The organism is Pseudarthrobacter sp. J1738 (assembly GCF_050490315.1).
GTDB lineage: Bacteria > Actinomycetota > Actinomycetes > Actinomycetales > Micrococcaceae > JBNPEO01.
The window spans coordinates 40,871-67,025 of sequence record NZ_JBNPEO010000005.1 but is presented as its reverse complement, the minus strand read 5'-3'; the positions used below and the strand labels follow the sequence as shown (position 1 = coordinate 67,025).

Below are 26,155 nucleotides of genomic sequence, written 5' to 3'. Positions count from 1 at the left end.
CCCGTTGTATTCTCCCCCCCCCCGCTGGTTTGCCGCTCCACTCCCCTTCCCCCGCGAAACACCCGCGCGAAGTGCCAACTCGGCGGGAGAAAACAGGCACGCTCGAGAACGGGAGCGGGAGAAGGTGCGAGGGCGGGAGGAAACAGGGCGGGAGGAAACAGGTCGGGGGGTTAGATACTCTGACCGAAGTGGTGTTGGCGGATCCAGGCGTGCATCGCAATGGCCGCGGCCGAGGCTGCATTGATGGAGCGGGTAGAACCAAACTGCTCAATGGAGAGCGTTGCCTCCGCGGCTGCGTGAACTTCCGGGCTCAGACCAGGGCCCTCTTGGCCAAAGACCAGTACACAATCCCGAGGCAAAGTGTACGTTTCCAACGGCACCGAGTCCGGAAAAATGTCGATGCCAATCACGGCCAAGCCTTCGCCGTGTGCCCACTCAACAAACTCTTCAACCGTGGCGTGATGACGAACATGCTGGTAGCGGTCGGTGACCATGGCGCCGCGGCGGTTCCACCGGCGTCGTCCAATAATGTGTACTTCTTTGGCCAAAAAAGCGTTAGCAGTGCGCACCACCGTGCCAATGTTCAGATCGTGCTGCCAGTTTTCAATGGCCACATGAAAATTGTGACGGTGCTGGTCCAAGTCAGCAACGATCGACTCGTGCAACCAGTAACGGTACTTGTCCACCACATTCCGGCGGTCCCCATTGGCCAGCAGCTCGTGATCCCAGTGATCACCTTCCGGCCATTCACCCTCCCACGGGCCAAGACCAACCTGATGAGCGGGGATTTGGTGCTCTGAAGTTGAATCCGCTGTTATTGGTTCGACAGCGGGGGCCGGGGATTCTGGGTACTCAGTCACCCCTCAACATTAGCCTTGCTTCCACTTGTTGATGCGGTAGCTGTTGCCCAATTGCTGCATCAGGCCCGGGTGGGCATCCCAATAGTCTTTATGCCCTGAAACGCCCACACGTTGTGGAGTCCCCCAGGGTGTGATGGCAAAAATGTTCACACCCTGGATCTGGTCCCCAGCACCCGTTTTGCATTCGAACATCACCACAACTCCGATGCCCCGGCGGAACTCGCGCAGTTGAGGCTTGGATGAACGGAAGTCGCTGGCACATTTGTGGCCCACCAAGGTCTTGGGCAGATCAGCGGCTGGGAGCGCAACAAGTTTGGCTTCCAACTGCTTCAGAGCCGCCTGAACTTTGGGTACCTCGGCGGTGTGCTTGCCTTCCTGGGACTCAGCGAAGAACGCGAAAGCCGTGGAAATGCCGTCAGCGTCCTTAGTTTCCGTACCGTAGGCCTGCTGCTGCATGGCGGTTCCTGTCAGAGGATCCCGGCTCACACCAAAGGTTGAATCGTTGCTCCACTCTTTCAAATACTGGAAGGAGGATTCCCCGGTGACAAACTTTCCAAACTTGGGGTCGCCGTCGGCAGGAACGTTGCTAGGGCCAGCCAAAGCGGCCCAAACCGCCGGAAGTGGTGTTGCCCCGGCCGGGATTGAGGAGGGCTGCGCTTCCGGGGTGGCGCTGGTGGTTGCGGCAGTGGTGGTTGGCGCAGGAGACTCGGCAACCGGCACTGTTTTGGCCGGTGCTGGCGTGTACAGAGCGTTCATCGCCGGCACTACCCACACAAAAATGGCCACGATGACTAGTGCCAGCACGGCCGTGGCGCTTCCAAGAATGATCGCGAGGTTTTTGCCGCTCCTAGTTCGCGGCGAGACCGCTTCCGGAACACCTTGGTTCACCGGTTCGGGTTGGTAACGCAGCACTGTCTGATCTGCTGCGTCATCCGGGTGAGCGCTAAAAGGCGGCGCTGCTCCATAAGGCGGCATTACCGGCTGAGGCGGTGTCCCGCCGTCGTACGGCACGGGCTGTTGGTTTGGCGGTGGTGGCGGGCCAAAATTGTTGCTCACGTGGATTCCCCCTGGATTGTGACGCTCGGCGCGGATTCGCAGCCAAGTTGCCTCCCCCAGCCTAAAACAGGGGCTCGCAGCTTGAGTCAAAATTCGATGGGTAGCTGTATCCATCGCCGAAGAATGAAAGACTGTAAGCATGACTGAGAACAGCTCCGACTCGAACCCCACTTTCCAGACCAGCAAGTACCGTAGTGGCCAAGAAATCGAATGCTGGCTTACGGATATGGACGGTGTGCTGGTTCACGAAAACCACGCCATCCCTGGAGCAGCGGAACTCATTCAGCGCTGGGTTGATACGTCGAAGCGCTTTTTGGTGCTGACTAACAACTCCATTTACACCCCGCGTGATCTTGCCGCTCGTTTGCGCTCTTCCGGCTTGGAAGTGCCAGAAGAGAACATCTGGACCTCCGCGCTGGCCACTGCCCAGTTTTTGAAGGAGCAGGTGAGCGGTTCAGGCAGCGGAAACCGCGCCTACACCATTGGTGAGGCAGGACTTACGACGGCGCTCCACGAGGCCGGTTTTATCCTCACCGACCAGAACCCAGACTTTGTGGTGCTCGGCGAAACTCGCACTTACTCTTTTGAAGCGATCACTACCGCGATCCGGTTGATTCTGGACGGCGCCCGGTTTATCTCCACCAATCCCGACGCCACGGGCCCGTCCAAGGACGGCCCCATGCCGGCAACTGGCGCGATTGCCGCAATGATCACCAAGGCCACCGAGCGCGAACCTTACGTGGTGGGCAAACCGAACCCCATGATGTTTCGCTCAGCCATGAACCAGATCGATGCACACTCGGAGACCACGGCCATGATCGGTGACCGCATGGACACGGACATCATCGCTGGCATGGAAGCTGGACTGCACACCGTATTGGTTCTCAGCGGCATCACCCAGCCTGAGGACATCGCAGCCTACCCGTTCCGGCCCAACCAGGTCCTGAACTCCGTGGCCGATCTGATGAAGCAGATTTAGCTACTGGTTAACGCTGGGTAGGCCAATCGCGAGGGTCAATATTCCGCTCCATCGAGGGCAGCGGGTCATATTTGTCCAGCAGCTCTGTGATGAGCGGGCGGTACACGAGTGCACTCCACTGCGGGCTCGCGTGTGCCGGGGCTGCGCCCTTAGTCTGCTGATCCGCCGAGACCATATTGGACCTGTAGTTGTTGCGCCAACGCTCCCGTGCTGAAAAATAGTCAACCGTTCGGTCGGCCGGACTCCCGATGTAGATCATCTTGGTGTCGCTGATCAGCCCGTGATAGTCGGCGACTTCAAAGTGATAGATGTACGCCGATTCGGTTTGAACCAAAAGACTCGACGGCGCCAACGGTGAAAGCTCAGCCATGGACTGCTCAAAGACTTGCTTCCAACTACGCTCGTTCTTGTTGGCCACCCGCTCACCAAGTTCATAGCCTCCACGCAGCAGGCTCGGAATCCGCACACCGCGTTCATACAGGAACACCACATCGTCAAACCAACTACCGTCCAAGACGTCTTGACGGCTCGCAGGGCTCGAATCCAAAAGAATCAGCCGCACCCGAATGTTGTAGAGCCTGCGCAAGATTGCCGCCACTTGGGTGGCTAACATCCCACCAAAACTGTGGCCATAAAAGTACAGGGTTTTCAGCCGGCGACTCTGCACAAAATCTAGGACGGCGGCCACCACGTCTTCAACGCGCAAACCCAAATTTGAGTATCCGACGGCGGCCAGCTGGCCTCGCTGGTTCAAAGCATCACGCAGGGCCAAGAGGATGACCTGAGATTCCTCCCAACCCGTTTTGAACCCGGGAAAAAGAATCCACGCAGCATCCGGGAAATACGCTTCCGCGTAGCTGTCCTTCACGGTCAAAATTTGGGTCCGTCGTCGCTGCTCCGCCACGGCACGAGTGAAGGCCATGTCCGCGGCCAATATGGACGCTGAACCGGCGCCAATCACAAAGGCACGCCGAGAAAACCGGTGCATCCCGGTGGCGGTTTTAAGCGCGCTGGCCCACTCCGCCGTCGTAGTGTTCTGACCCCGGTTCATCTCCTCCCCCGCGGAGGTTTCAGGCAAGGGGACCTAGTTCAGACCCAGCTCGTCCTTGCCAAAAGCGAAGAGGTACGGGACACCGGTTTCGGCCTCAATTTTTTCCTTGGCGCCAGTGTCGCGGTCCACAATCACTGCCACTGCAACCACGTTTCCGCCGGCCTTACGCACACCCTCAACAGCAGTCAGCGCGGAGCCGCCTGTGGTGGATGTGTCCTCAAGAACCACCACATTGCGGCCCTCAACCGAGGGGCCTTCAACCTGACGGCCCATACCGTAAGACTTCTGCGCCTTGCGCACCACAAACGCATCTACGGGCCGGCCCGCATCCACAGCAGCATGCATGACGGCGGTGCCCACAGGATCGGCACCCATGGTCAGACCGCCGGCGCACTCATATTCGATTCCCGCAGCATCAATGAGCTCCAGCATCACCTGGCCCACCAACTTGGATGCCTCGTGGTGCAAGGTGATGCGGCGCAGATCAATGTAGTAATCAGCCTCGGCACCACTGGACAGGATCACCTTGCCACGCACCACCGCCAATTCCTTGATGAGCTCAAGCAGGCGAGCGCGGGCAGTTGCAGTGTCAACCGTGGAAGTCATGGTTCCTATTCTACGTAAGACTTCCACGCCACTGCGTTACCCGCGCCCTGAAACAGCTGACCCTTAGACAACCTGCGCGGACGCGAGCGACCGCGCAGTGGAGCGGGCCGGCACGCCGTCGTTATCTTGGCCGTACAACCAATCGTTGTGCTGGAAATTGCCGTCGGCGCGGCTCTTGAACAACAAGTTGCGGAGCGTACGTGCCAGTCCGGACACGTGCCAAGACTCACCCCAGACGCGAGCCGTACGTTGAACCCGAGCAGTCCGCTCGGCGCGGAGCGAGTTGAATTCCCGCATCGCCGCGTCCCAAGCCTCAGGGTTGGCGCCGTCGTCAGTAAAAACCGTTCCTTCACAGACATCTTGCAGAACTGCGGCATCTTCCAGCGCTTGGCAGGCTCCTTGCGCAAGGTACTGCAACATGGGGTGGGCGGCGTCGCCCATCAACACCATCCGGCCAGCAACCCAGTTTTGGATCGGGTCACGGTCATACATCGGCCAGCGCATCGCGGTACCCAGGTTTTTCAAGGCCTCTTGCACAGCGGGAACACAATCCTTGTAGGCCGCCTCCAGCTCATCTACACCGCCGTACTGTTCTTCACCACGTTCAAACGAGGGAGATTTGAATACTGCAACAGTATTCAGCAGCTCGCCCTTCCGAAGCGGGTACTGCACCAAGTGGCAGTTCGGCCCAAGATAGACGATGACGTCTTCAAGATCTGCTTGAGGTGTTTCCTCCGTGATCGGAACCGTGCCACGGTAAGCCACATAAGCCGAAGAGACGGGCTCATCGTTAGCGACTAGAGGCCGCAAGGTGGACTTCAAACCATCCGCACCAATGACAACGTCCGCCTCATAATCCACGCCCGCAACAGTGTGCGCAATCCCGCGCCCATTGATCGTCTCAACGCTCTGGACTGTTACATCGTTGACGAGCGTGACGCCTGCGGCTTGGCAACCCTCCAACAAGACTCGGTGGAGGTCGCTACGGTGAATCACCACATAGGGCGCACCATAACGCTCTTCGAACTCACCGCCGAGGGTCTGCCGAGTTAGCTCCTCGCCCGTGATGGCGTCGCGGAAGACCAGATGCTTAGGCTGAACACCAATCTCAAGCGCCTTCTCCAGCAAGCCCCAACGCTTGAGTACCCGTGAAGCGTTGGGCGCCATCTGCAGACCCGCTCCTACTTCGCCAAACTCCGGTGCACGTTCAACCAAGGTGACATTCGCACCGCTCTCACGCAGAGCGAGCGCGCCAGCCAAACCGGCCATTCCTCCGCCAATTACTAGAACATCAGTAGTGGATTTCACATCAGACATGGCTGACTCCTTGAGAGACTTTGAGTGTGGATTTGTTCTTGAGGGAAATGGCCCCCAGGAGCACTGCAGCAACGGCCGCCGCGCCTGCAAAAGCCAAGAAGTTTGAGTTGACGCCCAGCCCGGCAGCCAGCAATAGGCCACCTACCTGGGGAGCGACTACGGCGCCAATGCGCCCGACGCCGAGTGCCCAACCAAGAGCTGTCCCGCGCAAATGCGCCGGGTAGTGGTTAGCAACTGCCGCAATAATCAGGCACTGTGTGCCATGCGTTCCGACGCCTGCCAACACGAGCATCAGATAAACGACGCCGACCGAAGGCCCGGACACAAGCACTACGAGAGCCACTGCTGCGACGCCCGCGGCCGCGATAGCCGTCGGGATGGGTCCAAAGCGGGTCCCTGCCCATGCCGTAATTACCGAGCCAGCTACTGCACCCAAGTTCAGCGCAAGCGCAAAGGTAAGAGCCGAACCGAGGTTATAGCCAGCAAGCTGCATCAGGTTAGGCAGCCACGTTCCAAGCCCGTACCACGCAAAGAGAGTGGCTAACGTAGCAACGGCGTAAAGCACACTGAGCCCCAGAAACGGTGCCCTGAGCAAGGCGCCAAAGCCGGGACGCTGACGCGGTTCGCCGCCTAAAGAAACAGCATCGCCTTGGTGCACACCGTTCCCGCGCTGCCCCAACGTTTCAGGCAAATAGCGCAAGCCCAACGGGATAACAATCATCAAGGCAAGAACTGCCACCAAGAACATGGCTTGCCAGCCAAAAGCTGGAATCAGCGGAATACCCACCACCGCCGCCAAGGAACCACCAATCGGAACACCCGACATCATGAGCGTTGCAATAGTGGACCGCCACTTCGCCGGCACCAGCTCAGCCACGAGTGCGTTGGCCGAGGGAACCAGCCCGCCAAGGCCAATACCAGCAAGCAGACGCAGCCCACCAAACACGATCGCATTAGGTGAGAGTGCGCACAGAATAGTGAAGACGGAAAAGACTATGGCACAACCGATGATGGTGCGCCGGCGGCCCCAGGTATCTGACATACGGCCAGCGAATACTGCACCGATCATCATGCCAAGGAACGCCATCGATCCAACGGTTCCAGCGGTCGCCTTGGTCAGGCCCCATCCTGTTCCGTTGATAAGGGACGACTGGACTGTCCCGTAGACAATGAGGTCGTATCCATCAAAAACCACCAAAAGCCAACAAACTAGGACGGCCATGGCGGACGCTTTGGAGAAACTTTGTGCGGCGGGTTCGTCACCGGCGGCACGGCTGCGCTTTGGCAGTGGAGACTGCTGCGACGCTGCAGCAGGTTGCATGTGATTCATGCCACTACTGTCGTGGTGGAGCAACGTGATCTGCAATACAATTCTGATGTGCAGAATAAATTCGACTCGATCTCGCCGCCACCAACCTCTCTGCGGAAGCCGATGCAGAAGCGGCCCACTTACTCCATCGACGCCGTGGACAACGCTTTGCAGTTGCTGCAGTTACTGCGCGACGGTGGCGCGCTGCGTCTCAAGGATGCCGCCACGGAGCTCGGCGTCGCACCCTCTACGGCCCACCGGCTATTAGCGATGCTTATCTACCGGGGATTTGCCGTACAAGACGAACATCGGCGCTACGTTCCAGGTCCAGCCATGGGCATAGGGCCGGCCGGCCTCGCGTGGACTCGACTGCTCCGCAGTGTCGCCCAGCCACACATGGAGCTCTTGTCAGCGCGACTCAACGAAACGGTGAATCTGATGGTCCGCGTTGGTACCAAAGTGCGGTTCCTGTCGACCGTCGAAGGCGGTAACGTGCTGCGGATTGGCGACCGTCAAGGCGTTGTGCTGCCAGCCAATAAAACGTCAGGCGGCAAGGCGTTGCTCGCCGAGTTGGAGCCCGCCATGCTCGAGCAACTCTTTCGAAGCAACAACGCCGAGATTGGTGGAGACAACATTTCCGACGCCGAATATCCAGCATTTTTGCGTGAACTGGAAACCATTCGAGACAACGGCTTCGCTGCGAACTTCGAGGGCACTGAGGAAGGCGTCAGCGCCATGGGCGCAGTCTTACACAATAGGCATGGGAACGCCGTTGGGGCGCTCAGTGTGGCCACGCCCGCAACAAGGTTCCGGCGCTTGTTCGACGACGGACTGGTCACCGCCCTCCGGGAAACGTGCCGCCAGCTGGAGATCGACATCGCCGCCAACCCGGCAGGGCCGGAATAGGTTCCGAAATCAGTGAAATAACTCGAGAAAATTCTGCTTGACAGAATATGGTGGAGATCACATATGGTCCTCCGTAGGGTCGAACTACACAACAAGAGTTCTTCACCCCTCTAGGAGGTTTCCGTGTCCATCAGCGCCGAGAACACGACCCACGAATCAGTAGCGGCGGAACACGCTGCGCCTGAGCCAACGCCTGAAGAGGCCGCTGCGTTGGAGGAGCTTTACCGGGATTTTGAGAAAGAAAATCTGATCCCACTGTGGACCGAGATTGCCGACTTGATGCCGATGGTTCCATCCCCTAAGGCCGAGGCTCACGTATGGCGGTGGAGCGACCTCTATCCGCTTGCCGCCCGTGCCGGCGATTTGGTTCCCGTTGGCCGCGGCGGTGAGCGCCGCGCTATTGCCCTAGCCAACCCCGGCCTGGGCGGCACACCCTACGCAACCCCTACCCTCTGGGCCGCAATCCAGTACCTCGGTGGCCGTGAGACCGCCCCCGAACACCGCCATTCACAGAACGCTTTCCGTTTTGTCGTTGAGGGTGAAGGCGTGTGGACAGTGGTTAATGGCGATCCGGTTCGTATGTCTCGTGGTGACTTTTTACTGACGCCGGGCTGGAATTTTCACGGCCACCACAATGACACTGACGAACCCATGGCATGGATCGACGGCCTAGACATTCCGTTCGTTCACTACGCGGATGCAGGGTTCTTCGAATTTGGCACTGAACGTGTCACTGACGAGGCCACGCCCGACATCTCCCGCTCCGAACGCCTCTGGGCACACCCTGGACTTCGTCCGCTCTCCGGGCTCGAGGACACCACCAGCTCTCCTATCGCGGCCTACCGCTGGGAATACACGGACCGCGCACTAAGAGAACAACTACTCCTTGAAGATGAGGGTCACCCGGCCACTGTTTCCCAAGGCCATGCTGCCGTCCGCTACACCAACCCCACCACCGGCGGGGACGTTATGCCTACCATCCGCGCCGAGTTCCACCGTTTGCGCGCTGGCGCCCAGACGGAGCCGCTCCACGAAGTCGGTTCGAGCGTGTGGCAAGTTTTTGAGGGTTCCGGCTCTGTCATTCTGAACGGCGAAACCCGCACCCTGGCTAAGGGCGATCTCTTTGTGGTTCCTTCTTGGGCTTCTTGGTCGCTCCACGCCGACACCGAGTTTGATTTGTTCCGCTTCAGCGACGCCCCCATTTTTGAACGCCTGCACTTCAACCGCAGCTACTCCGAAGGACGCAAAAACGCATGAGACTACTCACCCTCCGCCTCGAAAACGGTACCGGCACGACGGCGGTACGCCAGGATGGCGACACCCTCACCCAGATCGACGGGTTCCCCGACGTCGGCGCCCTTCTGAAGGATGCCCATTGGGCGACCATCGCCCAGGCGGCTAGCGGCGCAACGTACCCTGCAGAGGGCGCCGATCTTGCCGCCGTCGTACCTTCACCGGGCAAAATCATTTGCGTTGGCCACAACTACCGCAACCACATCAAAGAAATGGGCCGGGAAGTCCCCAGCCATCCCACACTGTTTGCCAAATATCAGGAGTCTTTGATCGGCCCCAACGATGATTTGGCGCTGCCGCAAGAATCCGACACCGTGGACTGGGAAGCCGAATTGGCTGTTGTTATTGGGAAAACCGGGCGCCGTATCCCTGAAGGGCAAGCGGCAGAGCACATTGCAGGCTATGCGGTGCTGAATGACGTTTCTATGCGTGACTACCAGTTCCGCACCATCCAATGGCTTCAGGGCAAGACCTGGGAAAAGTCCACACCGTTCGGTCCTGCGCTGGTTACTCAGGATGAATTCACGCCCGGCCCGCTGATGACTTCAGCAGTGGACGGCGAGGTTCAACAGTCCACGCCCACCTCAGACCTCGTGTTCACGCCGGAATTCCTGGTCTCCTATATTTCGACCATCATCACGCTGAACCCGGGTGACGTGATCGCTACCGGAACCCCCGGCGGTGTGGGCCATGCCCAGGACCCCAAGCGTTACCTCCAAGAAGGACAGGTCTTGGTCACCACCATTGAGGGACTGGGGCAACTGACCAACCGCGTGGTCAAGGAAGCTTGATGGTTGCCCGTCACGATCAGACGACGGATGCGGCGCTGCTGGACGGGCTTCTCCAAGCCCGTCGCGGCACGGCATTCTTCGCACGAAAACTCAACGAACTCACCGATTCAGACCTCGACGGCGACTCGCTATTGCCGGGGTGGACGCGACGCCACGTTGTGGCCCATGTGGGCTACAACGCGCGGGCTATTGCGCGGCTTATAGAGTGGGCAGCCACCGGGGTCGAAACAGCTATGTACTCCTCCCCCGGGGCGAGGAATCATGAGATTGACTTCGGCGCCACCTTGCCTCCGATCGCTCTAAGGCACCTATTCGACCACTCGGCCGTCCACCTAAACGTCGAGTGGCGGGATCTTCGTGAGGACGCATGGCGCCATGAGGTCAAAACAGCACAAGGCCGGACGGTGCCGGCCTCGGAAACTGTTTGGATGCGTACCCGCGAAGTGTGGATCCATGCCATTGACCTAGACAACGGCGCAACGTTTGGGGACGTCCCCCAGCCGGTCCTGGCGAGGCTCCTTGCGGATATTACTGGGGCTTGGCACGCCCGCGGGACTGACGCTGGACTCGTGGTGAAAGTGGACGGTGGCTTGACCGTGGGCGACACAACTGCCAGCCACCCAACCGTGCTCTCCGGCCCCCTAGCCGCCGTCACCCAATGGGCGGCCGGCCGGGGTAGCGCTGGCGTAACTATAGAGCAGAAAGGGGCGACTTTCGGGGTGACAGAGGGCGAATTACCCGCTGCACCGAAGTGGATCTAAGCCCAAAAAGTGTCATGCCGATTACATCGCCGCGGGGGTCCATTGTCAACGGACTTCTTCGCTCCGAATCACGCCACTCGAGCTTGAAGGAAAGGTCACGGAGGAACAGCAACTAGTACTCTGGGAACATGCGAGAACTTCAGGCCACAATTATTGAAGAAATGGGCGTTAAGCCCTCCATCGATCCAGCCGCTGAGGTACGAGCGCGCGTGGACTTCTTGTGCGAATACCTCAAGGCAACACGCACCAAGGGATTTGTTCTGGGCATCTCTGGTGGCCTTGATTCCTCCTTGGCTGGGCGCCTAGCGCAGCTGGCTGTAGAGCAGCTCGCTACCGAGGGCATCGACGCCAACTTTGTGGCTGTTCGTCTGCCGTTCAACGTCCAAAAGGATGAAGAAGACGCACAGGCTGCTTTGGACTTCATCAAGGCCAAAACCGAGTGGACCTTCAATATCGCCCCCGCGGTCAACGGTTTTGAAGAAGAGTTCAAAGCCACCACTGGCGCACCGATCTCAGACTTCAACAGGGGCAACGTCAAAGCGCGCGCCCGAATGGTGGCCCAGTACGCTCTGGCTGGCGAACACAACTACCTGGTGATTGGCACCGACCACGGCGCCGAGTCAGTCACCGGGTTCTTCACCAAGTTCGGCGACGGCGGCGCAGATATCCTCCCACTCTTTGGCCTGAACAAGGGTCAGAACCGGGCGTTGTTGGCTGAACTTGGCGCCCCCGAGCGTGTGTGGAAGAAGGTCCCCACCGCGGATCTGTTGGACGGCAAGCCTGGCCGCACGGATGAAGACGAACTCGGCCTGAGCTACGACCAGATTGACGCCTACCTTGAGGGCCACGAGGTTCCGGACGAGGTAGCCGAATCCATCGAACAGAAGTACCTCCGCACCCGCCACAAGCGCACCGTCCCGGTCACCATTTTTGATACGTGGTGGAAATAGATGGACACGAAGGTAGCCCTCCACAGCTACTTCCAAAAACGCCGGGCAGAGTTACTCGGCAAACTGGACGGCCTTGACGAGTACCACATGCGCCGGCCCATGACCGGCACGGGGACTAACCTTTTGGGCCTGGTTAAACACGTCGCCAGCGTTGAGCTGGGCTATTTTGGCGAGACCTTCAACCGCCCCAGTGGCCGCGAACTGCCTTGGTATAACGAGGACGCCGCCCCGGACGCGGACATGTGGGTGCCGGCTGAGCAATCCTCACAAGAGATCATCGAGCTGCACCACTTTGCAGCTGAGTACGCTGACCAAACCATCAACGCACTCGAGTTGGACGCACCCGGCGAAGTGCCGTGGTGGGGGCCGGAAAAGCGGAACGTGACTCTCGGCCAGATTCTGGTCCACATGCTCTCCGAGGTTGCCCAGCACCTTGGTCACGCGGACATTATTCGTGAAAACATGGATGGGGTTGTGGGGCAAGGCCCTGGAGATCCCAACGTGTCCTTCTACAACCAAGAGCAGTTCAGTGAGCTCGCGGCCCGGATTGAATCCGCCGCCCGCGAAGCCCAGCAGTCACCAAAAATTTAGGAGCCACTATGCGCGCCACCATCATCCATGCGCCCGGCGATATTCGGGTTGAAGACCGCGACTACCCCACGGTCCAGCACCCCACCGATGTGGTGGTCAAGGTAACTGCCGCGTGTGTGTGCGGCTCGGATTTGTGGCCGTACCGCGGTGTAAAACCCGTGCACAAGCCATCCGCGATTGGCCACGAATTTATTGGTGTGGTGGAGAGTGTTGGCACCGAAGTCACTACCCTGACGGCTGGCGATTTTGTGATTGCACCCTTTGTGATCAGCTGCGGCAAGTGCCCGCCGTGCCTTGATGGTGTGACGGTGGCCTGTGAGCTTTTGGCCGGTTGGGGCGGCAAGGACAGCACCGGCTTGCCAGTGGACGGCGGCCAGGGCCAGGCTGTTCGTGTGCCTTTGGCGGACTCCACACTGGTCAAGGTTCCCGGCGTCACAGAGCCGGATTCCGCGCTCCGCAAATCACTGCTGACCCTCTCGGATGTGATGGCCACGGGCCACCACGCCGCCTTGAGCGCCGGCGTCACCGCTGGGAAAACCGTGGTGGTAGTGGGCGACGGCGCTGTGGGCCTTTGCGGTGTTTTGGCAGCTAAGCGTTTGGGCGCCGGCCGAATCATTGCCATGTCTCGACACGAGGACCGCCAAAAGGTTGCCACCGAATTCGGCGCCACGGACATTGTGTCCGAACGCGGCGAAGAAGGTGTGGCCAAGGTTCGTGAACTTTTGGGCGGAGTTCTGGCCGACTCGGTGCTGGAATGCGTGGGAACCAAAGAATCCATGGAACAGGCACTGCACTCGGTCCGGCCCGGCGGCTCACTCGGGTTTGTTGGTGTTCCCACCGGCGGCGCCGAGATCCCTTTGCGCTACCTCTTCGACTCCAACATTCACGTAGCTGGCGGAATGGCACCGGCCCGCACGTACATCCCCGAACTACTCGAGGACGTCCTCTCCGGCGCCATCAACCCGGGATTGGTCTTTGACGTGGAGATGCCGCTTGAGGAAGCTGCCGAGGCTTACAAAGCCATGGACGAACGCCGCGCCATCAAGGTGTTACTGGTTCCGTAGCCAGTTCCAAGGCGAGCACTAGTGCCAGGTGGGCGGTAGTGCGCGGAACCGCAACCGTGATCTCGCCGTCGTTGTTTTCCACGGGAATCACGACGTCGGTGCCCAGCACGCGCGCGCTGCGGACCGGCGTTGTGCTGCTGACAGTGAGGTCAAAGCCGGCGGTGCCGTCGGCGTCGCCAATTAAGGCGAGCGCAAAAATGGTGGAATCCGTCCGGGTGAAGTGCCACTCGTAGCCGGACCCGCCGTCGTCGAGCAGGTCTGCGTCTTTGCCGCCGGGAACGGTGCCGTAGATCGCCTCGCCGTTAACGTCCATCCACCCACCCACCTGCTCCAAGGTGGTCACGATGTTGCGGGAGATGGCGCCCGTTGCGTCCGGGCCGATGCCCAGCAGGTAGTTGCCGCCGCGGCTGACGATCCTGGCTAGCGTGGCGATCACCTCATGGGCTGGGCGCGTGGCATCGTCCGGGCGCATGCTGCACCACCCCGGGGTGAGGGTGATGCACGATTCCCAGGGGTAGTCCAGGGTCTCCGAGGGGATTTCCTGTTCGGGGGTGCGGTAGTTTTCGTTGGGCCCGTGGACCTCACGGTCCACCACCAGAATGTTCGGCTGAAGCTCCCGTGCCCGCTGGGCAATGTGGTCAATGCCAATTGGCTCATCCGGTTCGTTCACCCAGCCGGCGTCTAGCCACAGGACGCTGATGTCGCCGTAATTGGTGAGGAGTTCCTCGATCTGGCGCTGGGTGAACTGAACAAAACCGTCCCACGCTTGCGGGTCCTCGTCGATGTTGTAGTTGTGCAGACGGTTCACTGTGTTCCCGCCAGGCTTCCAATACCCCGTGTGGGCCCAGTCCGCCTTGGAGAAATACACCCCGGTTTCAAGCCCCTCGGCACGGAACGCGTCAAAAGTTTCGCGCAGGATGTCCCGGCCCAATGGAACGTCTGCGGCCGTGACCTTGTAGTCCGATTCCGCGGTATTATACATGGCGAATCCGTCATGGTGCTTGCTGGTAAAAACCAGGTACTTCATCCCGGCCTTGGCACACATGGCCGCCCACTCTTCCGGCCGGTAATCCTCACCCGTGAAGTTCTTGCGCAGCTCCTTGTAGAAGGCCTCGTATTCTTCCTCAGTTCCGGACCAACTGGCGGGCGGTTCCATAAAGGCGCCAATGTTCTCCCGGCACAAGGACCAACTGCCGTCCTGTCCAATGGTCGCGTACAAACCCCAGTGCATAATCACGCCGAACTTCAGCGAACGCCAGTGCTCCAGAGCCGTGAGGGTGCGCGGGTCCGTGGGCCACTCGTACCCTCGATCCTCCGCATACCCCAAACGACCAGCAGCTGCGAGGTTGTCAGGTGTGAAGTCCGGCTGGAAGTCAGTCATGTGTGCGGGTACCTCGCGTCCTAGCCGGGAGTATGTCCCTCGATTATCTGCGCAGGGTGCCTTAGACGAACGCGGACACTCCGGTGACGGCGCGGGCCACAATCAACGAATTGATCTCGTAGCTGCCCTCATAGGTGTACAGGATCTCGGCGTCGCAAAAAAGCTTGGCCATCTCAAAGTCCGTGGTGACTCCATTGCCGCCCAAGAGAGCCCGCCCCATTGCTACGGATTGCCTAGCGAGCCTGGTGGTGGTGGACTTCGCCAGAGCGGCTTGGACCATCTCCAGTTTTCCGGCCTCCTGGACGCGGGCTAGCTCAACCATCAGCGCAAGGGAGCAGTGCGCATTTCCCAACATTTCTGCGAGCTGCTGCTGTACCAGCTGGAACTTGGCCAGCGGCTTGCCGAATTGTTGCCGCTCCAGCGAGTATGCCCGGGCAATATCAAAGGCCCCCAACTGGATTCCTGCCGCTTGCCAGCCCACCCAGGCGCGGGAATCGCGCAGAAGCGAGTTGGCTTGGGAAAAGTCAGTCGCCCCGGGGAGTAGATTGCCTGCCGGGATGCGCACCTCATCAAGGGTGATGTCCGCATTTTGCATAATGCGTAAGCCGATTTTGTGCTCGATCTTAGTGGCCTTATAGCCGGGCCTATCGGACTCAACAATGAACCCTTTGACCTCGCCATCGGCCTCGTCCCTGGCCCAGACCAGTGCGAAGTCCGCGAGCGTTGCCGCCCCAATCCAGCGTTTAGCGCCGTTGATCACCCAGCTATCGCCGTCGCGCCTTGCTGTGGTGGCGAGCCCGCCAGCAATGTCCGAACCGTGCTCCGGTTCGGTCAGCGCAAAAGCGCCAATCGCATCAAATGTGCGCAAGGCAGGGAGCCAGCGTTCCTGCTGTTCAGCGGATCCAAGCTCGTGGATCATGCCCACAATCAGCTCATTGTGAATGCCCGCAAGTGCGGAAAGCGAGACGTCTGCACGGGCAATTTCTACGTACATCAGACCCTTAAACAGCTTCGATGAGCCGTCTAGCTGCAGTTCGCCGAGCCCAAATTTGGCCATTTCGGCCAGCAGCCCAAAGGCAAATTCGTCACGGTTCCAGTACTCGATGCTCTGTTCCCGAATGCGTTCTTGTAAGAACTCGCGAGTGCGTTGGTAACGCTCTTTTTCGTGTACCGGCAGCATGTCCACAACGTGGAAAAGGTCGGCATCAGGATAGGGAGGCAATGCTGCTTGTGGCATGCGGAGCTCCTTTGCTCTTTCAAACCATTGGATGTCCTAGTATATTGCCAAGTGATGCAGATCACTAGTTTCGATAGCTGAGAGGCCCCCATGACAGTCACCGACGACTTCCGTGCGGCACGCGACCACCTCCTTTCCCTGCGCGAGAATTACCAAGCGGCCAGGGACGGTTTCCAATGGCCCCGCTTCGAAGAGTTCAATTTCGCGTTGGACTGGTTTGATCACCTTGGCGCCGATCCTGCCACCGCCGATCAGCAGGCCCTGGTCATTGTTGAGCAAGACGGCAGCTCCACCCGCCGCAGCTTCGCACAACTGAGCCGCCGTTCCGCCCAAGTGGCCAACTGGCTTCGTGGGGAAGGTGTGCAACGCGGGGACCACATGATCATCATGTTGGGGAACCAGCTGGAGCTCTGGGAACTTATGCTCGCTGGCATCAAGCTCGGCATCGTGATGATCCCCACCACCACGCTTATGGGGCCAGCGGATCTGCGGGATCGCGTGGAGCGCGGCGGGGCATCGTGGGTTGCCGTAGGCAGTTCAAACATTGGCAAGTTTGCCGACGTGCCAGGCACCTACCGCCTGATCGAAATCAACGACGGCGGCAGCACCGGCGTCGGGCCCGTCATCAGCGGTAACTCTGCACTTAGTTACGCAGACTCTGCTGCGGCGTCCGAGTCTTTTGCACCCGACTCACCAACAAAGGCTGACGAGACATTGCTGCTGTATTTCACCTCGGGCACCACGTCCAAGGCGAAACTCGTGGAACACACTCACACCTCCTATCCCGTGGGGCACCTGTCCACAATGTTTTGGATTGGGCTGGAACCGGGCGACGTGCACCTGAATGTGGCCTCGCCGGGTTGGGCCAAGCACGCGTGGTCGAATGTGTTTACCCCGTGGATTGCCGGGGCCACCGTGTTTATTTACAACTACAACCGCTTCGACGCTTCGACCCTGATGGCCCAGATGGATGCCGAAGGTGTTACGAGCTTCTGCGCACCACCCACCGTGTGGCGCATGCTCATTCAGGCCGACCTGACACAGCTGAAGAACCCGCCCACCAAGGTTGTTTCAGCAGGTGAGCCGCTCAATGCCGAGGTTATTGACCAAGTTAATAGGGCTTGGGGCCAGACGATTCGGGACGGTTTTGGCCAGACCGAGACCACGGTTCAAGTGGCTAACACGCCCGGTCAGCGCATGACGATCGGCGCCATGGGCTTGCCACTTCCCGGTTATGACGTGGTGTTGGTAGACCCCGCCACGGGTGAAGAAGCGGACGACGGCGAAATTTGCTTGCGCTTAGATCCCCGGCCCGTGGGGCTTATGAAGTCCTACTACCAAGATCCGCAGAAAACAGCCGAAGCCTTCCGTGGCGGTTATTACCACACGGGCGATATGGCGAGCCGGGATTCGCGTGGTGTGATCACCTATGTGGGGCGCGGGGACGACGTGTTTAAGTCCTCCGACTACCGCCTTTCCCCCTTTGAACTGGAGAGTGTGTTGATCGAGCACCCCGCCGTGGCCGAGGCCGCCGTGGTCCCGTCGCCGGACGCCATCAAACTCTCCGTGCCCAAGGCCTATGTAGTCTTGGCGGGCGGGCGGGAACCTGGGCCCGAGTTGGCCGAGGACATCTTGCGGTACTGCCGGGAACACTTGGCGCCGTTTAAGCGGATTCGTCGGCTGGAGTTCTCCGAATTGCCTAAGACTGTTTCAGGCAAGATCCGGCGGGTCGAGCTGCGGGCGCAAGAACAGGCTCGGCATCCACTTGACGGTTCCGCTGGTGCTGCTGATTCTGCCGGGTTTGGCGTGGAGTATTCGGAAGACGACTTCCCCGGTCTGCGAGGGTAGCCGTGGCTGCACCCCTGCCCCGGGACCCCATTGCGGATGCCCAAGAGAACTGGGCCAAGCACGGCTGGGGTAACGTGGCCGAACCCATGGCCGCGATCACCGCGATCATGCGGACCCAGCAGATCCTGATGGCGCGGGCCGAATCGGCACTGAAGCCCTTTGGGTTGACCTTTGCGCGGTACGAGTTGCTGGCCTTGCTCAACTTTTCGCGCAAACACGAGCTGCCCATGAATAAGGCGAGCGCCCTGTTGCAGGTGCATCCCACTTCGGTGACGAACGCCGTCGACCGCTTGGAACAAGCTGGCCTAGTAACGCGCGAACCGCACCCAACAGATGGACGGACCACACTGGTTCGGCTGACGTCTGCGGGGAGTTCGCTGGTCCGCAGGGCGACGGAGACGCTAAATACCGAGGTGTTCGCAGACTCGGGATTCCCGCAAAAGGACCTAGGCCCGTTGATCAGAATCTTGGCTGACTTCCGCCAACAGGCCGGAGACTTCGAAGGTTAACTCCCCTCCCGCATTCTCCCTTCACCTCTCCCCGCTGTCCTTCTTCGATGCCCTTCTTCGCCGAACGGGTAGATAACGTCGTTTAGAACCCTCTCAAAGGGACGTTATCTACCCATTCGGCGGGAGGGGCATGGAGGGTTAGCGGTGTTTGAAGTCGGGGTCGCGCTTTTCGGTGAACGCTGCCATTCCTTCTTTTTGATCCTCGGTGGCGAAGAGCGAGTGGAAGAGGCGCCGTTCGAACACCACGCCCTGGCCCAGCCCGGTTTCAAATGCCGCGTTTACTGCTTCCTTCGCCAGCATTGCCGCCGGCTTGGACTTACTCGCGATCACTTCGGCCGCCTTGAGTGCCTCCGCCACAACGTCCGACGCCGGGACCACCCGTGCCACAAGACCGGCACGTTCGGCCTCTTCCGCGCCAATAAAACGCCCGGTCAGGATCATGTCCATCGCTTTGGCCTTGCCCACGGCACGGGTCAGCCGCTGAGAGCCACCCATACCCGGGATCACGCCGAGGTTGATCTCCGGCTGCCCGAACTTGGCGTTGTTGCCAGCAATGATGAAGTCGCACATCATGGCTAGTTCGCAGCCACCGCCCAGGGCGAACCCGGACACAGCCGCGACCACCGGGATCCTCAAACGCGTGAGATCCTCCCAATGACGGAACCAGTCCGACGCGTACATCTCGGCGTAGCCCTTAGACGCCATTTCCTTGATGTCAGCTCCAGCCGCGAAAGCCTTCTCCGAGCCGGTCAGCACCACGGCGCCCACACTAGGGTCAAGGTCCGCAGCGGAAACTGCCGCCACCACTTCGCCCATGGTGGCATGGTTGAGCGCGTTGAGCGCCTTAGGCCGGTTGAGCGTCACCAAAAGCACACGTCCGTGCCGCTCAACCAGGATGTTCTCAAATTGCTGCGTCAAAACATGCCCCTTACCGAAGGTTCAAAGTCGGTTGAAAAAAGTACTGCCACGCATCACGTTACTGGCCTGATTTGTCCCGAATCTCCGTGATGATGCCAGAGAAGTCCCGGCCCGCTCCCTCACCCGCCGCGAAGTCAGCATAGATTTGTGCAGCCAACGACCCCATTTGAGCCGCGACGCCGGTGCTCGTCAATGCGTTGAGCGCAAGACCTAGGTCCTTGGCCATCAAAGCCCCGGCGAACCCGGGCTGATAGTCGCGGTTGGCCGGGCTGCCCGGAACCGGCCCGGGGACGGGGCAATTGGTGGTCAATGCCCAGCACTGGCCAGACGCCGTGGACGCCACATCAAAGAGCGCCTGGTTGCTGAGCCCGAGCTTTTCACCCAGTACAAACGCCTCACTCACGGCGATCATCGATACACCCAGGATCATGTTGTTACAGACCTTCGCGGCCTGCCCCAGCCCGGATCCACCGCAGTGAACCACGCGTTTGCCCATAACCTCCAATAGCGGGCGTACCGTCTCAAAGTCGGCATCCGTGGCACCCACCATAAAGGTCAGAGTGCCAGCCTCGGCACCCACCACACCGCCGGAAACGGGCGCGTCCAAGGCATGGTGCCCCGCCGCTGTGGCGAGCTCGGCGGCCAGACGGGCCTCGTCCACATTGATAGTGGAACAGTCCAAAAAGAACGATCCCGCCGGCGCCACTTCGAGCAAACCGGCATCATCGCCGTCGCCCCGGTACGCCGCAAGAACGTGCTGACCACTGGGGAACATCGTGAGGATAATGTCCGCTCCAGTGGCGGCCTCAACCCCACTATTCGCGAGGCTGACGCCGTTGCCAGCCGCGGCTTCACGCGCCGCCGGGACCGGATCAAAGCCGGTCACTTGATACCCGGCCGCCACCAGATTCGCAGCCATGGGACCGCCCATGTGCCCGAGCCCCAAAAACGCCACACGCGGCAAAGCTGAAGTGCTATTCATGGCCTGACTCCTTGATTTCTACGCGTTCCAACACCAGTTCACGCTGACCCAACGGGGCAAAATATCCCTCAACTGTTGCCGCATCAACCTCGGCGAGGGTGGCCGGGTTCCACTGAGGGTTACGGTCCTTATCCACCACCTGCGCCCGGATTCCTTCACGAAAATCGGGACCCTCAACACACCGCAAACCCACCCGGAATTCCTGTGCAAGCGCATCCGCCAAAGACTTTCCCGTCACCCGCCGCAACGACTCCAGCGTCACCTTCACGGCCGTGGGCGACTTCGCCGCAATGGTCTCCGCTGCCCCAGCCGCGTCAGCATTTCCGGCCGCACCGGCCGCCCGCAGCGCGGCCAGAATTTCTTCGATGCTGCCAGCGGAATAACAGGCATCCAACCACTCACGCTGCCGTTCCAACGCAGATTCCGGGGCGGTAGAACTAAAACGCCCGACGGCGGCATCCGCGTCTTCGCTTTCCAGCGCGGCAGTGAGCGCGGCAAGATCCTTGGACTCAACAAAGTGATCTGCAAGCCCCAGGTAGATGGCGTCGGCACCGTTGAGGTGCGCTGCGGTGAGTGCCGCGTGGGTGCCCGTCTGCCCGGGTGAGCTGGAAAGCAAAAGGGTCCCTCCGACGTCGGGCACAAACCCGATGGTGGTTTCCGGCATTCCGGTGCGGGTCCGCTCGGTGACTACACGGTGCGAGCCGTGCGCCGAAATGCCCACACCGCCGCCCAAAACGAGCCCATCCATTAGCGCCACGTACGGCTTGGGGTACTCGCTAATCAGCAGATTGAGCCGGTACTCCTCCTGCCAAAACGCGGCGGTAGCGTTCCCGGCTTCGCTGCCCAACATGTCCTGGTAGATCGCCACAATGTCACCGCCGGCGCACAGCCCGCGCTCCCCCGCGCCGCGCACAAGCACGGTTTTGACGGAATCGTCAGTGGCCCACGCCTCAAGCTGGGCCAGCATGGCATCAACCATGGTGGAGTTGAGTGCGTTGACGGCCTTGGGGCGGTTGAGCGTCAGAATGCCCAGCTGGCCGCGCTGCTCCGAAATAACCGCGGGCTCAACGATGACCCCGGGTTCGTTAGTCACAGCGGTCATCAGCTTCCTTCCGGCATGACAAAGCTGGCACCTTCACGCACCCCGGCTGTCCAGCGGGTGGTGACCGTTTTGGTCTTGGTGTAGAAACGGAAGGCGTCAGCGCCGTGTTGGTTGAGGTCTCCAAATCCGGAGGCCTTCCAGCCGCCGAAGGTGTAGTACGCGATCGGCACGGGGATGGGGACGTTGACGCCCACCATGCCCACGTTGACGCGGGTAGAGAAGTCGCGGGCGGAGTCACCGTCGCGGGTGAAAATTGCGACGCCGTTGCCGAACTCGTGCTCGGAGCAGAGCCGTAGCGCTTCCTCATAGTCAGCCGCGCGCAGCACGCTCAAGACCGGGCCGAAGATCTCCTCACGGTAGATCTTCATGTCCTTGGTGACGTTGTCGAAGAGCGTGGGGCCCACCCAGAAACCGTCGGGATGCCCGTCAACTTTTAGGCCTCGGCCGTCGGCGATCAGCGTTGCGCCTTCGTCTACGCCGGCCTGAATGTAGCCTTCGATCCTTTCCTTGGCGCTGGCCGCAACCACCGGCCCGAAGTCCGAGGAGGCCTCGAGGCTGGGGCCCACTTTGAGATTCTTGACCCGTTCGGCCAGGGCTGCCACGAGGCGGTCCGCGGTTTCTTCGCCTACGGGGACGGCGACCGAGATGGCCATACAACGCTCCCCGGCAGACCCGTAGCCGGCACCGATCAGGGCGTCGACTGCCAAGTCCATATCGGCGTCGGGCATAATCACCATGTGGTTCTTGGCGCCACCAAAGCACTGTGCGCGCTTACCGTGAGCGGCGGCCGTGGCGTAAATGTACTGAGCAATCGGAGTGGAGCCCACAAAGCCGATTGCCTTGACGTCGGGATGTTCAAGCAGTGCGTCCACGGCGTCCTTGTCACCGTTGACCACATTGAACACACCATCCGGCAGGCCAGCTTCGGTGAGCAATTCGGCCAGACGCAGCGGCACGGATGGGTCACGCTCCGATGGTTTGAGGATAAAGGCGTTACCGGCGGCGAGCGCTGGCCCTGCTTTCCAGAGCGGGATCATGGCCGGGAAGTTGAACGGAGTAATTCCCGCGACCACACCGAGCGGTTGGCGCAGGGAGTGGACGTCAATTCCAGTGCCTGCCTCGGTACTGAATTCGCCCTTGAGCAAATGCGGGGCGCCGGCGGCGAACTCCACCACTTCAATACCGCGCTGAATATCACCCTTGGCGTCCGGGAAAGTTTTGCCGTGTTCGTTGGAGAGGAGCGTGGCGAGCTCGTCCATATTCTGGTTGACCAGGTCCACGAACTTGAGCAGGATCCGGCCGCGTCGTTGTGGGTTCATGGCCGCCCACACCTTTTGAGCCTTGGCCGCACTGGCCACCGCGGCATCCACCTCTTCGCGGGAAGCCAGCGGAACCTGAGCCTGAACCTGCCCCGTACACGGGTTATAGACGTCACCGAAACGGCCGAACGTGCCACCCTGAGGCTTCCCGTCAAGGTAATGCGAAAGCTGGCGCGGGGTTCCTGCGGTCATGTGAATGCTCCCTTGCATACAACCGAACGGCGTGCGACCCAGTGTGATCCAGGTCTCTCTGGTCCCGAATATACTCGGACTTCCTACTATTTTCCAGAGGTGATGGGCAGGATGTACGACGGCGGCTGGAACCTACCGGGACCCCGTCACCAGTGCGCGCGCCAGTACTGGGGCGCAAACGGGGTAACCTCCACGGATTCGCCGAGTTCGCGGGCTGCGAGCGCCGCCCAGTTCGGTTCCTTCAGGGCGGCCCGGGCTATGGACACTCCATCGGCCTGCCCATCAACCAGGACCTGTTCGGCCTGCTCAGCCGTAGTGATCATGCCCACGGCCGACACGAACGAAGTATTTTCTACGCCCCGCTCGGCAGCATCAGCAGCCAGCGCACTCTTCACTGCGTGGGCCAACTCCACTTGATACCCCGGTCCGGTGGGGCCGTGATATGCGCCAATTCCACCACTGGAAAGGTCAAACACACTCACGCCGAGCAAGCTCAGTTCAACAGTCAAACGCGAGGTTTCCTCAATGGTCCAGCCAGCCTCAACCCAATCAGAACCAGAGAAGCGCACACCCAGCGGCTTGGAGTCCGGCCACACGGCACGGACAGCGGCGACCACTTCGCGAAGGTACCGCGTCCGTCCTTCGAAGGAGCCGCCGTAACCGTCCGTGCGGGTGTTGCTTAGCGGTGACAGGAACTGGTGAATCAGGTATCCGTGGGCGGCGTGAATCTGGATGAAGTCAAAACCAGCCTCATCGGCACGCCGTGCGGCATCGGCCCACGCCAGTACAGACTCGGCGATCTCCGCCTCAGTAAGTTCGTGGGACTCTGCCAGCCCGTGCACCGTGGTGACGGACGGAGCCACGGTGACCCATCCGCCGTCGGACACTGGGATTGAACCCTTCAAGTCGCGGGCGGTGAACCGCGGAACGTTCCCGTACGTGGAGGCCTTACCGCCAGCGTGTGCCAGTTGGACACCGGCCGCAGCGCCTTGGTTCTTGATGAACTCAACAATCGGCTTAAAAGCTGCCACCTGTTCGTCATTCCATAGACCCAAATCCTCTGGCGAGATCCGCCCGTCCGGCACCACAGCGGTGGCCTCGGCGATCACCATGCCAAAACCGCCAGCGGCACGGGCCCCAAGATGAACCAGATGCCACGGGGTGGGGACGCCGTCGTGCGCTTCCACCGAGTACATACACATCGGCGCCAACATGGTCCGGTTTCGCAGTTCAAGTTGGCCAGCGGGGGCGGACAGTACGACGGGAGAAAATAGTGTGCTCACATTCGTGGGCAACCGGCGAGCCCGGCCGAGTATTCCAGAAGGCCCGGCATTGCGGATCGGCCCGCATTCCTTCAGCCACCAAAGGGACACACCCAAGCCAAGTTCGGTAGGTTAGTGACTGTGAAGATTGCAACTTGGAACGTGAACTCCCTCCGTGCCCGCGCCGACCGTGTTGAGGCTTGGCTTCAGCGCAGTGACTGTGACGTCCTGGCCATCCAAGAAACCAAGTGCAAGGACGAGAATTTCCCGTGGGAGCTCTTCGAACGGATGGGCTACGAGGTGGCCCACTTCGGCCTGAGCCAGTGGAACGGCGTGGCGATCGCCTCCCGTGTGGGGCTCGACGACGTTGAGCGTACCTTCCCCGGTCAGCCCGAGTTCGGCAAGGGCGGCAAGGACCCTGTTCAGGAGGCCCGCGCTATCGCTGCGACATGCAATGGCGTCCGCGTTTGGAGCCTTTACGTCCCCAACGGCCGTGCCCTCAATGATGAGCACATGCCGTACAAACTCAACTGGCTGGATGTCCTGAAGAACCAGGCCAGTGGCTGGATCACGGAGAACCCCGAGGCCCAAGTGGCGCTGATGGGCGACTGGAACATCGCCCCCACCGACGAGGACGTCTGGGACATCGACTACTTCGTCTCCGAAGGCCTCACTCACGTGAGCGAACCCGAGCGTGCAGCCTTCCGCGCCTTTGAAGAAGCCGGATTCAGCGACGTGGTGCGCCCTCACACTCCCGGCCCGGGCGTCTACACGTATTGGGATTACACCCAGCTGCGCTTCCCCAAAAAGGAAGGTATGCGTATTGACTTTGTGATGGCCTCCCCCGCGCTTGCTGCCCGCGTCACGGGTGCAGCAATTGACCGCGAAGAACGCAAAGGTAAAGGTGCATCCGACCACGCACCCGTGATCGTGGAGCTGGCGTCCTGATGCTTTTGCCCACAGCACGGCGCGCATAAATGGGAATCTACCGGGGTCAATCCGGCCTACCGTTTACCTCAATGCTGCGCGTCTACGAGCCACTCTCGGCGTTTAGCCCCGCACAGCAGCGCCTTATTATCGCCGCTCAGGAACGCGGCGAGACCCGGGACGACGTTGAAGAACGCGAAATCACTGAAGCGCTCCAACGCATCACCCGGCCAGCTGCCAATCCGTACCCGCTTGTGCGCACCGAAACGTTCCGGATCATGGCCGCGGCCAAAACTTCAACGCCCGACGACGCCACGAACCTTTACTGCCCCAGCCAACTGATGATTCGGGCCGGTTTAGCCGCTGACGCATTGGCGGTTGGGCCAAACTCGGGTCTGGCTGAACTGCTGCTGATTGAGGAACAGCGCGAAACGCACCGCGAACGCACCCAAGAAGCGTTTGTGGTGGAAGACTCCAGCGGCCGGGTACACACCCGCTCCTCCACGTGGGGCATCCCGTTTAGCTGGTTCGCACTGTTCCAAGAATCCGACCCCACCGAAGTTGTTGAGGTGGACGGAAAAATTGCCACAGTCCGGGTCCAGGCAGAACTACGCGAGACCCTAGAACGCGCACGGTACACGGTGGCCAACCTAGCCCTCGCCGCACCAGACTTGGACATGCTCGAAGAAGTCGCAGACATCATTCTGTGGCTCGAAGAGTTTGACCCAAACGCCCGGGTGGAACTTGATTACGGTTCTGTGGCAGACCGGGTCTTCCCCGATGAGTCCCCCATGGACGTGCGGTTGGGCATCGAATGCCTCGCCGAAGGGGACGTCACCGGGGCCGCTGCCGCATACCGTCGCTTGGCCTCCCGGTGGATCCCCATCCGGCAGCTGGCCCGCGCGAGCTAACCGCACCCGCCCGCGCGAAGCCGAACCGTAACG

General features: G+C 60.5%; 25 protein-coding genes. 12 read left to right on the top strand and 13 right to left on the bottom strand.

The features are described from left to right. Positions 1-170 precede the first annotated feature (170 nt). Both ACQR35_RS08945 and ACQR35_RS08940 read right to left on the bottom strand, forming a co-directional pair. Complete coding sequence (locus tag ACQR35_RS08945) at positions 171-818, bottom strand: TrmH family RNA methyltransferase (RefSeq protein ID WP_430267540.1); 648 nt, start codon at positions 816-818, stop codon at positions 171-173. A gap of 51 nt (positions 819-869) precedes the next feature. Further along, on the bottom strand, positions 870-1,916 hold the full coding sequence (locus tag ACQR35_RS08940) for a hypothetical protein (RefSeq protein ID WP_430269824.1): 1,047 nt from the start codon (positions 1,914-1,916) through the stop codon (positions 870-872). 139 nt (positions 1,917-2,055) lie between these two features. Here ACQR35_RS08940 and ACQR35_RS08935 point away from each other — a divergent pair, with 139 nt between their 5' ends. Continuing rightward, on the top strand, positions 2,056-2,895 hold the full coding sequence (locus tag ACQR35_RS08935; RefSeq protein WP_430267369.1) for an HAD-IIA family hydrolase: 840 nt from the start codon (positions 2,056-2,058) through the stop codon (positions 2,893-2,895). A 7-nt stretch (positions 2,896-2,902) separates the two neighbouring features. Here the strand turns inward: ACQR35_RS08935 and ACQR35_RS08930 are convergent, their stop codons facing one another. From ACQR35_RS08930 to ACQR35_RS08915, 4 genes are all read right to left on the bottom strand, one after another. Beyond that, positions 2,903-3,946: an alpha/beta fold hydrolase gene (locus tag ACQR35_RS08930; RefSeq protein WP_430269823.1), complete on the bottom strand. Its 1,044-nt coding sequence runs from the start codon at positions 3,944-3,946 to the stop codon at positions 2,903-2,905. A gap of 33 nt (positions 3,947-3,979) precedes the next feature. Further along, positions 3,980-4,552 (bottom strand): orotate phosphoribosyltransferase, encoded by a 573-nt coding sequence (gene pyrE / locus ACQR35_RS08925; RefSeq protein ID WP_430267367.1) that lies wholly within the window; start codon positions 4,550-4,552, stop codon positions 3,980-3,982. 63 nt (positions 4,553-4,615) lie between these two features. Beyond that, positions 4,616-5,869, bottom strand: coding sequence for an FAD-dependent oxidoreductase (locus ACQR35_RS08920; RefSeq protein WP_430269822.1), 1,254 nt, complete (start codon positions 5,867-5,869; stop codon positions 4,616-4,618). Further along, on the bottom strand, positions 5,862-7,199 hold the full coding sequence (locus ACQR35_RS08915) for an MFS transporter (protein WP_430267365.1): 1,338 nt from the start codon (positions 7,197-7,199) through the stop codon (positions 5,862-5,864). Before ACQR35_RS08915 ends, ACQR35_RS08920 begins: the two co-directional genes overlap by 8 nt. Before the next feature lie 102 nt (positions 7,200-7,301). Here ACQR35_RS08915 and ACQR35_RS08910 point away from each other — a divergent pair, with 102 nt between their 5' ends. The 7 genes from ACQR35_RS08910 (at position 7,302) to ACQR35_RS08880 (ending at position 13,534) form a co-directional block, all read left to right on the top strand. Next, on the top strand, positions 7,302-8,084 hold the full coding sequence (locus ACQR35_RS08910; RefSeq protein WP_430267539.1) for an IclR family transcriptional regulator: 783 nt from the start codon (positions 7,302-7,304) through the stop codon (positions 8,082-8,084). A 123-nt stretch (positions 8,085-8,207) separates the two neighbouring features. Continuing rightward, positions 8,208-9,341 carry a cupin domain-containing protein gene (locus ACQR35_RS08905; protein ID WP_430269821.1) on the top strand — a complete coding sequence of 378 codons (1,134 nt, stop codon included), beginning with the start codon at positions 8,208-8,210 and terminating at the stop codon, positions 9,339-9,341. Beyond that, positions 9,338-10,168 carry a fumarylacetoacetate hydrolase family protein gene (locus ACQR35_RS08900; protein ID WP_430269820.1) on the top strand — a complete coding sequence of 277 codons (831 nt, stop codon included), beginning with the start codon at positions 9,338-9,340 and terminating at the stop codon, positions 10,166-10,168. Before ACQR35_RS08905 ends, ACQR35_RS08900 begins: the two co-directional genes overlap by 4 nt. After that, entirely contained in the window at positions 10,168-10,929 is a 762-nt protein-coding gene (locus tag ACQR35_RS08895; protein ID WP_430267362.1) for a maleylpyruvate isomerase family mycothiol-dependent enzyme, read from the top strand. The genes ACQR35_RS08900 and ACQR35_RS08895 overlap by 1 nt, the downstream gene beginning before the upstream one ends. A gap of 128 nt (positions 10,930-11,057) precedes the next feature. Continuing rightward, positions 11,058-11,879, top strand: coding sequence for an ammonia-dependent NAD(+) synthetase (nadE, locus tag ACQR35_RS08890; protein ID WP_430269819.1), 822 nt, complete (start codon positions 11,058-11,060; stop codon positions 11,877-11,879). After that, a complete protein-coding gene (locus ACQR35_RS08885) occupies positions 11,880-12,470 on the top strand; it encodes a DinB family protein (RefSeq protein ID WP_430267355.1) in 591 nt (196 codons plus the stop codon). Between the two features lie 8 nt (positions 12,471-12,478). Beyond that, the gene (locus ACQR35_RS08880; RefSeq protein ID WP_430269818.1) at positions 12,479-13,534 is read left to right on the top strand and encodes a zinc-dependent alcohol dehydrogenase family protein; all 1,056 of its coding nucleotides are present in this window, start codon (positions 12,479-12,481) and stop codon (positions 13,532-13,534) included. Here the strand turns inward: ACQR35_RS08880 and ACQR35_RS08875 are convergent. Together ACQR35_RS08875 and ACQR35_RS08870 are read right to left on the bottom strand one after the other, a co-directional pair. Further along, a complete protein-coding gene (locus ACQR35_RS08875) occupies positions 13,512-14,915 on the bottom strand; it encodes an alpha-L-fucosidase (RefSeq protein ID WP_430269817.1) in 1,404 nt (467 codons plus the stop codon). The two genes, ACQR35_RS08880 and ACQR35_RS08875, sit on opposite strands and share 23 nt — an antisense overlap. 61 nt (positions 14,916-14,976) lie before the next feature. Further along, positions 14,977-16,152, bottom strand: a complete 1,176-nt coding sequence (locus tag ACQR35_RS08870; RefSeq protein ID WP_430267352.1) for an acyl-CoA dehydrogenase family protein — start codon at positions 16,150-16,152, stop codon at positions 14,977-14,979. 90 nt (positions 16,153-16,242) lie between these two features. Between ACQR35_RS08870 and ACQR35_RS08865 the strand changes: the two genes are divergently transcribed. Both ACQR35_RS08865 and ACQR35_RS08860 read left to right on the top strand, forming a co-directional pair. Further along, positions 16,243-18,000, top strand: a complete 1,758-nt coding sequence (locus ACQR35_RS08865; protein ID WP_430269816.1) for an AMP-binding protein — start codon at positions 16,243-16,245, stop codon at positions 17,998-18,000. 2 nt (positions 18,001-18,002) lie between these two features. Next, complete coding sequence (locus ACQR35_RS08860) at positions 18,003-18,509, top strand: MarR family winged helix-turn-helix transcriptional regulator (protein ID WP_430269815.1); 507 nt, start codon at positions 18,003-18,005, stop codon at positions 18,507-18,509. 138 nt (positions 18,510-18,647) lie between these two features. On the opposite strand, the gene ACQR35_RS08855 is transcribed toward ACQR35_RS08860, so the two are convergent. The 5 genes from ACQR35_RS08855 to ACQR35_RS08835 form a co-directional block, all read right to left on the bottom strand. Next, positions 18,648-19,427: an enoyl-CoA hydratase gene (locus ACQR35_RS08855; protein WP_430269814.1), complete on the bottom strand. Its 780-nt coding sequence runs from the start codon at positions 19,425-19,427 to the stop codon at positions 18,648-18,650. Positions 19,428-19,485: 58 nt separating this feature from the next. Next, positions 19,486-20,409 (bottom strand): 3-hydroxyisobutyrate dehydrogenase, encoded by a 924-nt coding sequence (mmsB, locus tag ACQR35_RS08850; RefSeq protein WP_430269813.1) that lies wholly within the window; start codon positions 20,407-20,409, stop codon positions 19,486-19,488. Beyond that, complete coding sequence (locus ACQR35_RS08845) at positions 20,402-21,511, bottom strand: enoyl-CoA hydratase/isomerase family protein (RefSeq protein WP_430267347.1); 1,110 nt, start codon at positions 21,509-21,511, stop codon at positions 20,402-20,404. The genes mmsB and ACQR35_RS08845 overlap by 8 nt, the downstream gene beginning before the upstream one ends. After that, positions 21,511-23,022, bottom strand: a complete 1,512-nt coding sequence (locus ACQR35_RS08840; protein ID WP_430269812.1) for a CoA-acylating methylmalonate-semialdehyde dehydrogenase — start codon at positions 23,020-23,022, stop codon at positions 21,511-21,513. The genes ACQR35_RS08845 and ACQR35_RS08840 overlap by 1 nt, the downstream gene beginning before the upstream one ends. A gap of 146 nt (positions 23,023-23,168) precedes the next feature. Continuing rightward, positions 23,169-24,305, bottom strand: coding sequence for an NADH:flavin oxidoreductase/NADH oxidase (locus tag ACQR35_RS08835; RefSeq protein ID WP_430269811.1), 1,137 nt, complete (start codon positions 24,303-24,305; stop codon positions 23,169-23,171). A 120-nt stretch (positions 24,306-24,425) separates the two neighbouring features. Here ACQR35_RS08835 and ACQR35_RS08830 point away from each other — a divergent pair, with 120 nt between their 5' ends. After that, complete coding sequence (locus ACQR35_RS08830) at positions 24,426-25,232, top strand: exodeoxyribonuclease III (RefSeq protein ID WP_430267344.1); 807 nt, start codon at positions 24,426-24,428, stop codon at positions 25,230-25,232. Positions 25,233-25,261: 29 nt separating this feature from the next. Next, positions 25,262-26,122 carry a hypothetical protein gene (locus tag ACQR35_RS08825; protein WP_430269810.1) on the top strand — a complete coding sequence of 287 codons (861 nt, stop codon included), beginning with the start codon at positions 25,262-25,264 and terminating at the stop codon, positions 26,120-26,122. Positions 26,123-26,155: the final 33 nt, after the last annotated feature.

Excerpts from the sequence above, each read along its gene's own strand:
- ACQR35_RS08840 (WP_430269812.1), bottom strand. The coding sequence starts at position 23,022 with ATGACCGCAGGAACCCCGCGCCAGCTTTCGCATTACCTTGACGGGAAG.
- ACQR35_RS08875 (WP_430269817.1), bottom strand. The coding sequence starts at position 14,915 with ATGACTGACTTCCAGCCGGACTTCACACCTGACAACCTCGCAGCTGCT.
- ACQR35_RS08935 (WP_430267369.1), top strand. The coding sequence starts at position 2,056 with ATGACTGAGAACAGCTCCGACTCGAACCCCACTTTCCAGACCAGCAAG.
- ACQR35_RS08930 (WP_430269823.1), bottom strand. The coding sequence starts at position 3,946 with ATGAACCGGGGTCAGAACACTACGACGGCGGAGTGGGCCAGCGCGCTT.
- ACQR35_RS08845 (WP_430267347.1), bottom strand. The coding sequence starts at position 21,511 with ATGACCGCTGTGACTAACGAACCCGGGGTCATCGTTGAGCCCGCGGTT.
- nadE (WP_430269819.1), top strand. The coding sequence starts at position 11,058 with ATGCGAGAACTTCAGGCCACAATTATTGAAGAAATGGGCGTTAAGCCC.
- ACQR35_RS08900 (WP_430269820.1), top strand. The coding sequence starts at position 9,338 with ATGAGACTACTCACCCTCCGCCTCGAAAACGGTACCGGCACGACGGCG.
- ACQR35_RS08825 (WP_430269810.1), top strand. The coding sequence starts at position 25,262 with ATGGGAATCTACCGGGGTCAATCCGGCCTACCGTTTACCTCAATGCTG.
- ACQR35_RS08915 (WP_430267365.1), bottom strand. The coding sequence starts at position 7,199 with ATGAATCACATGCAACCTGCTGCAGCGTCGCAGCAGTCTCCACTGCCA.
- ACQR35_RS08920 (WP_430269822.1), bottom strand. The coding sequence starts at position 5,869 with ATGTCTGATGTGAAATCCACTACTGATGTTCTAGTAATTGGCGGAGGA.
- ACQR35_RS08910 (WP_430267539.1), top strand. The coding sequence starts at position 7,302 with ATGCAGAAGCGGCCCACTTACTCCATCGACGCCGTGGACAACGCTTTG.
- pyrE (WP_430267367.1), bottom strand. The coding sequence starts at position 4,552 with ATGACTTCCACGGTTGACACTGCAACTGCCCGCGCTCGCCTGCTTGAG.
- ACQR35_RS08880 (WP_430269818.1), top strand. The coding sequence starts at position 12,479 with ATGCGCGCCACCATCATCCATGCGCCCGGCGATATTCGGGTTGAAGAC.
- ACQR35_RS08885 (WP_430267355.1), top strand. The coding sequence starts at position 11,880 with ATGGACACGAAGGTAGCCCTCCACAGCTACTTCCAAAAACGCCGGGCA.
- ACQR35_RS08870 (WP_430267352.1), bottom strand. The coding sequence starts at position 16,152 with ATGCCACAAGCAGCATTGCCTCCCTATCCTGATGCCGACCTTTTCCAC.
- mmsB (WP_430269813.1), bottom strand. The coding sequence starts at position 20,409 with ATGAATAGCACTTCAGCTTTGCCGCGTGTGGCGTTTTTGGGGCTCGGG.
- ACQR35_RS08865 (WP_430269816.1), top strand. The coding sequence starts at position 16,243 with ATGACAGTCACCGACGACTTCCGTGCGGCACGCGACCACCTCCTTTCC.
- ACQR35_RS08895 (WP_430267362.1), top strand. The coding sequence starts at position 10,168 with ATGGTTGCCCGTCACGATCAGACGACGGATGCGGCGCTGCTGGACGGG.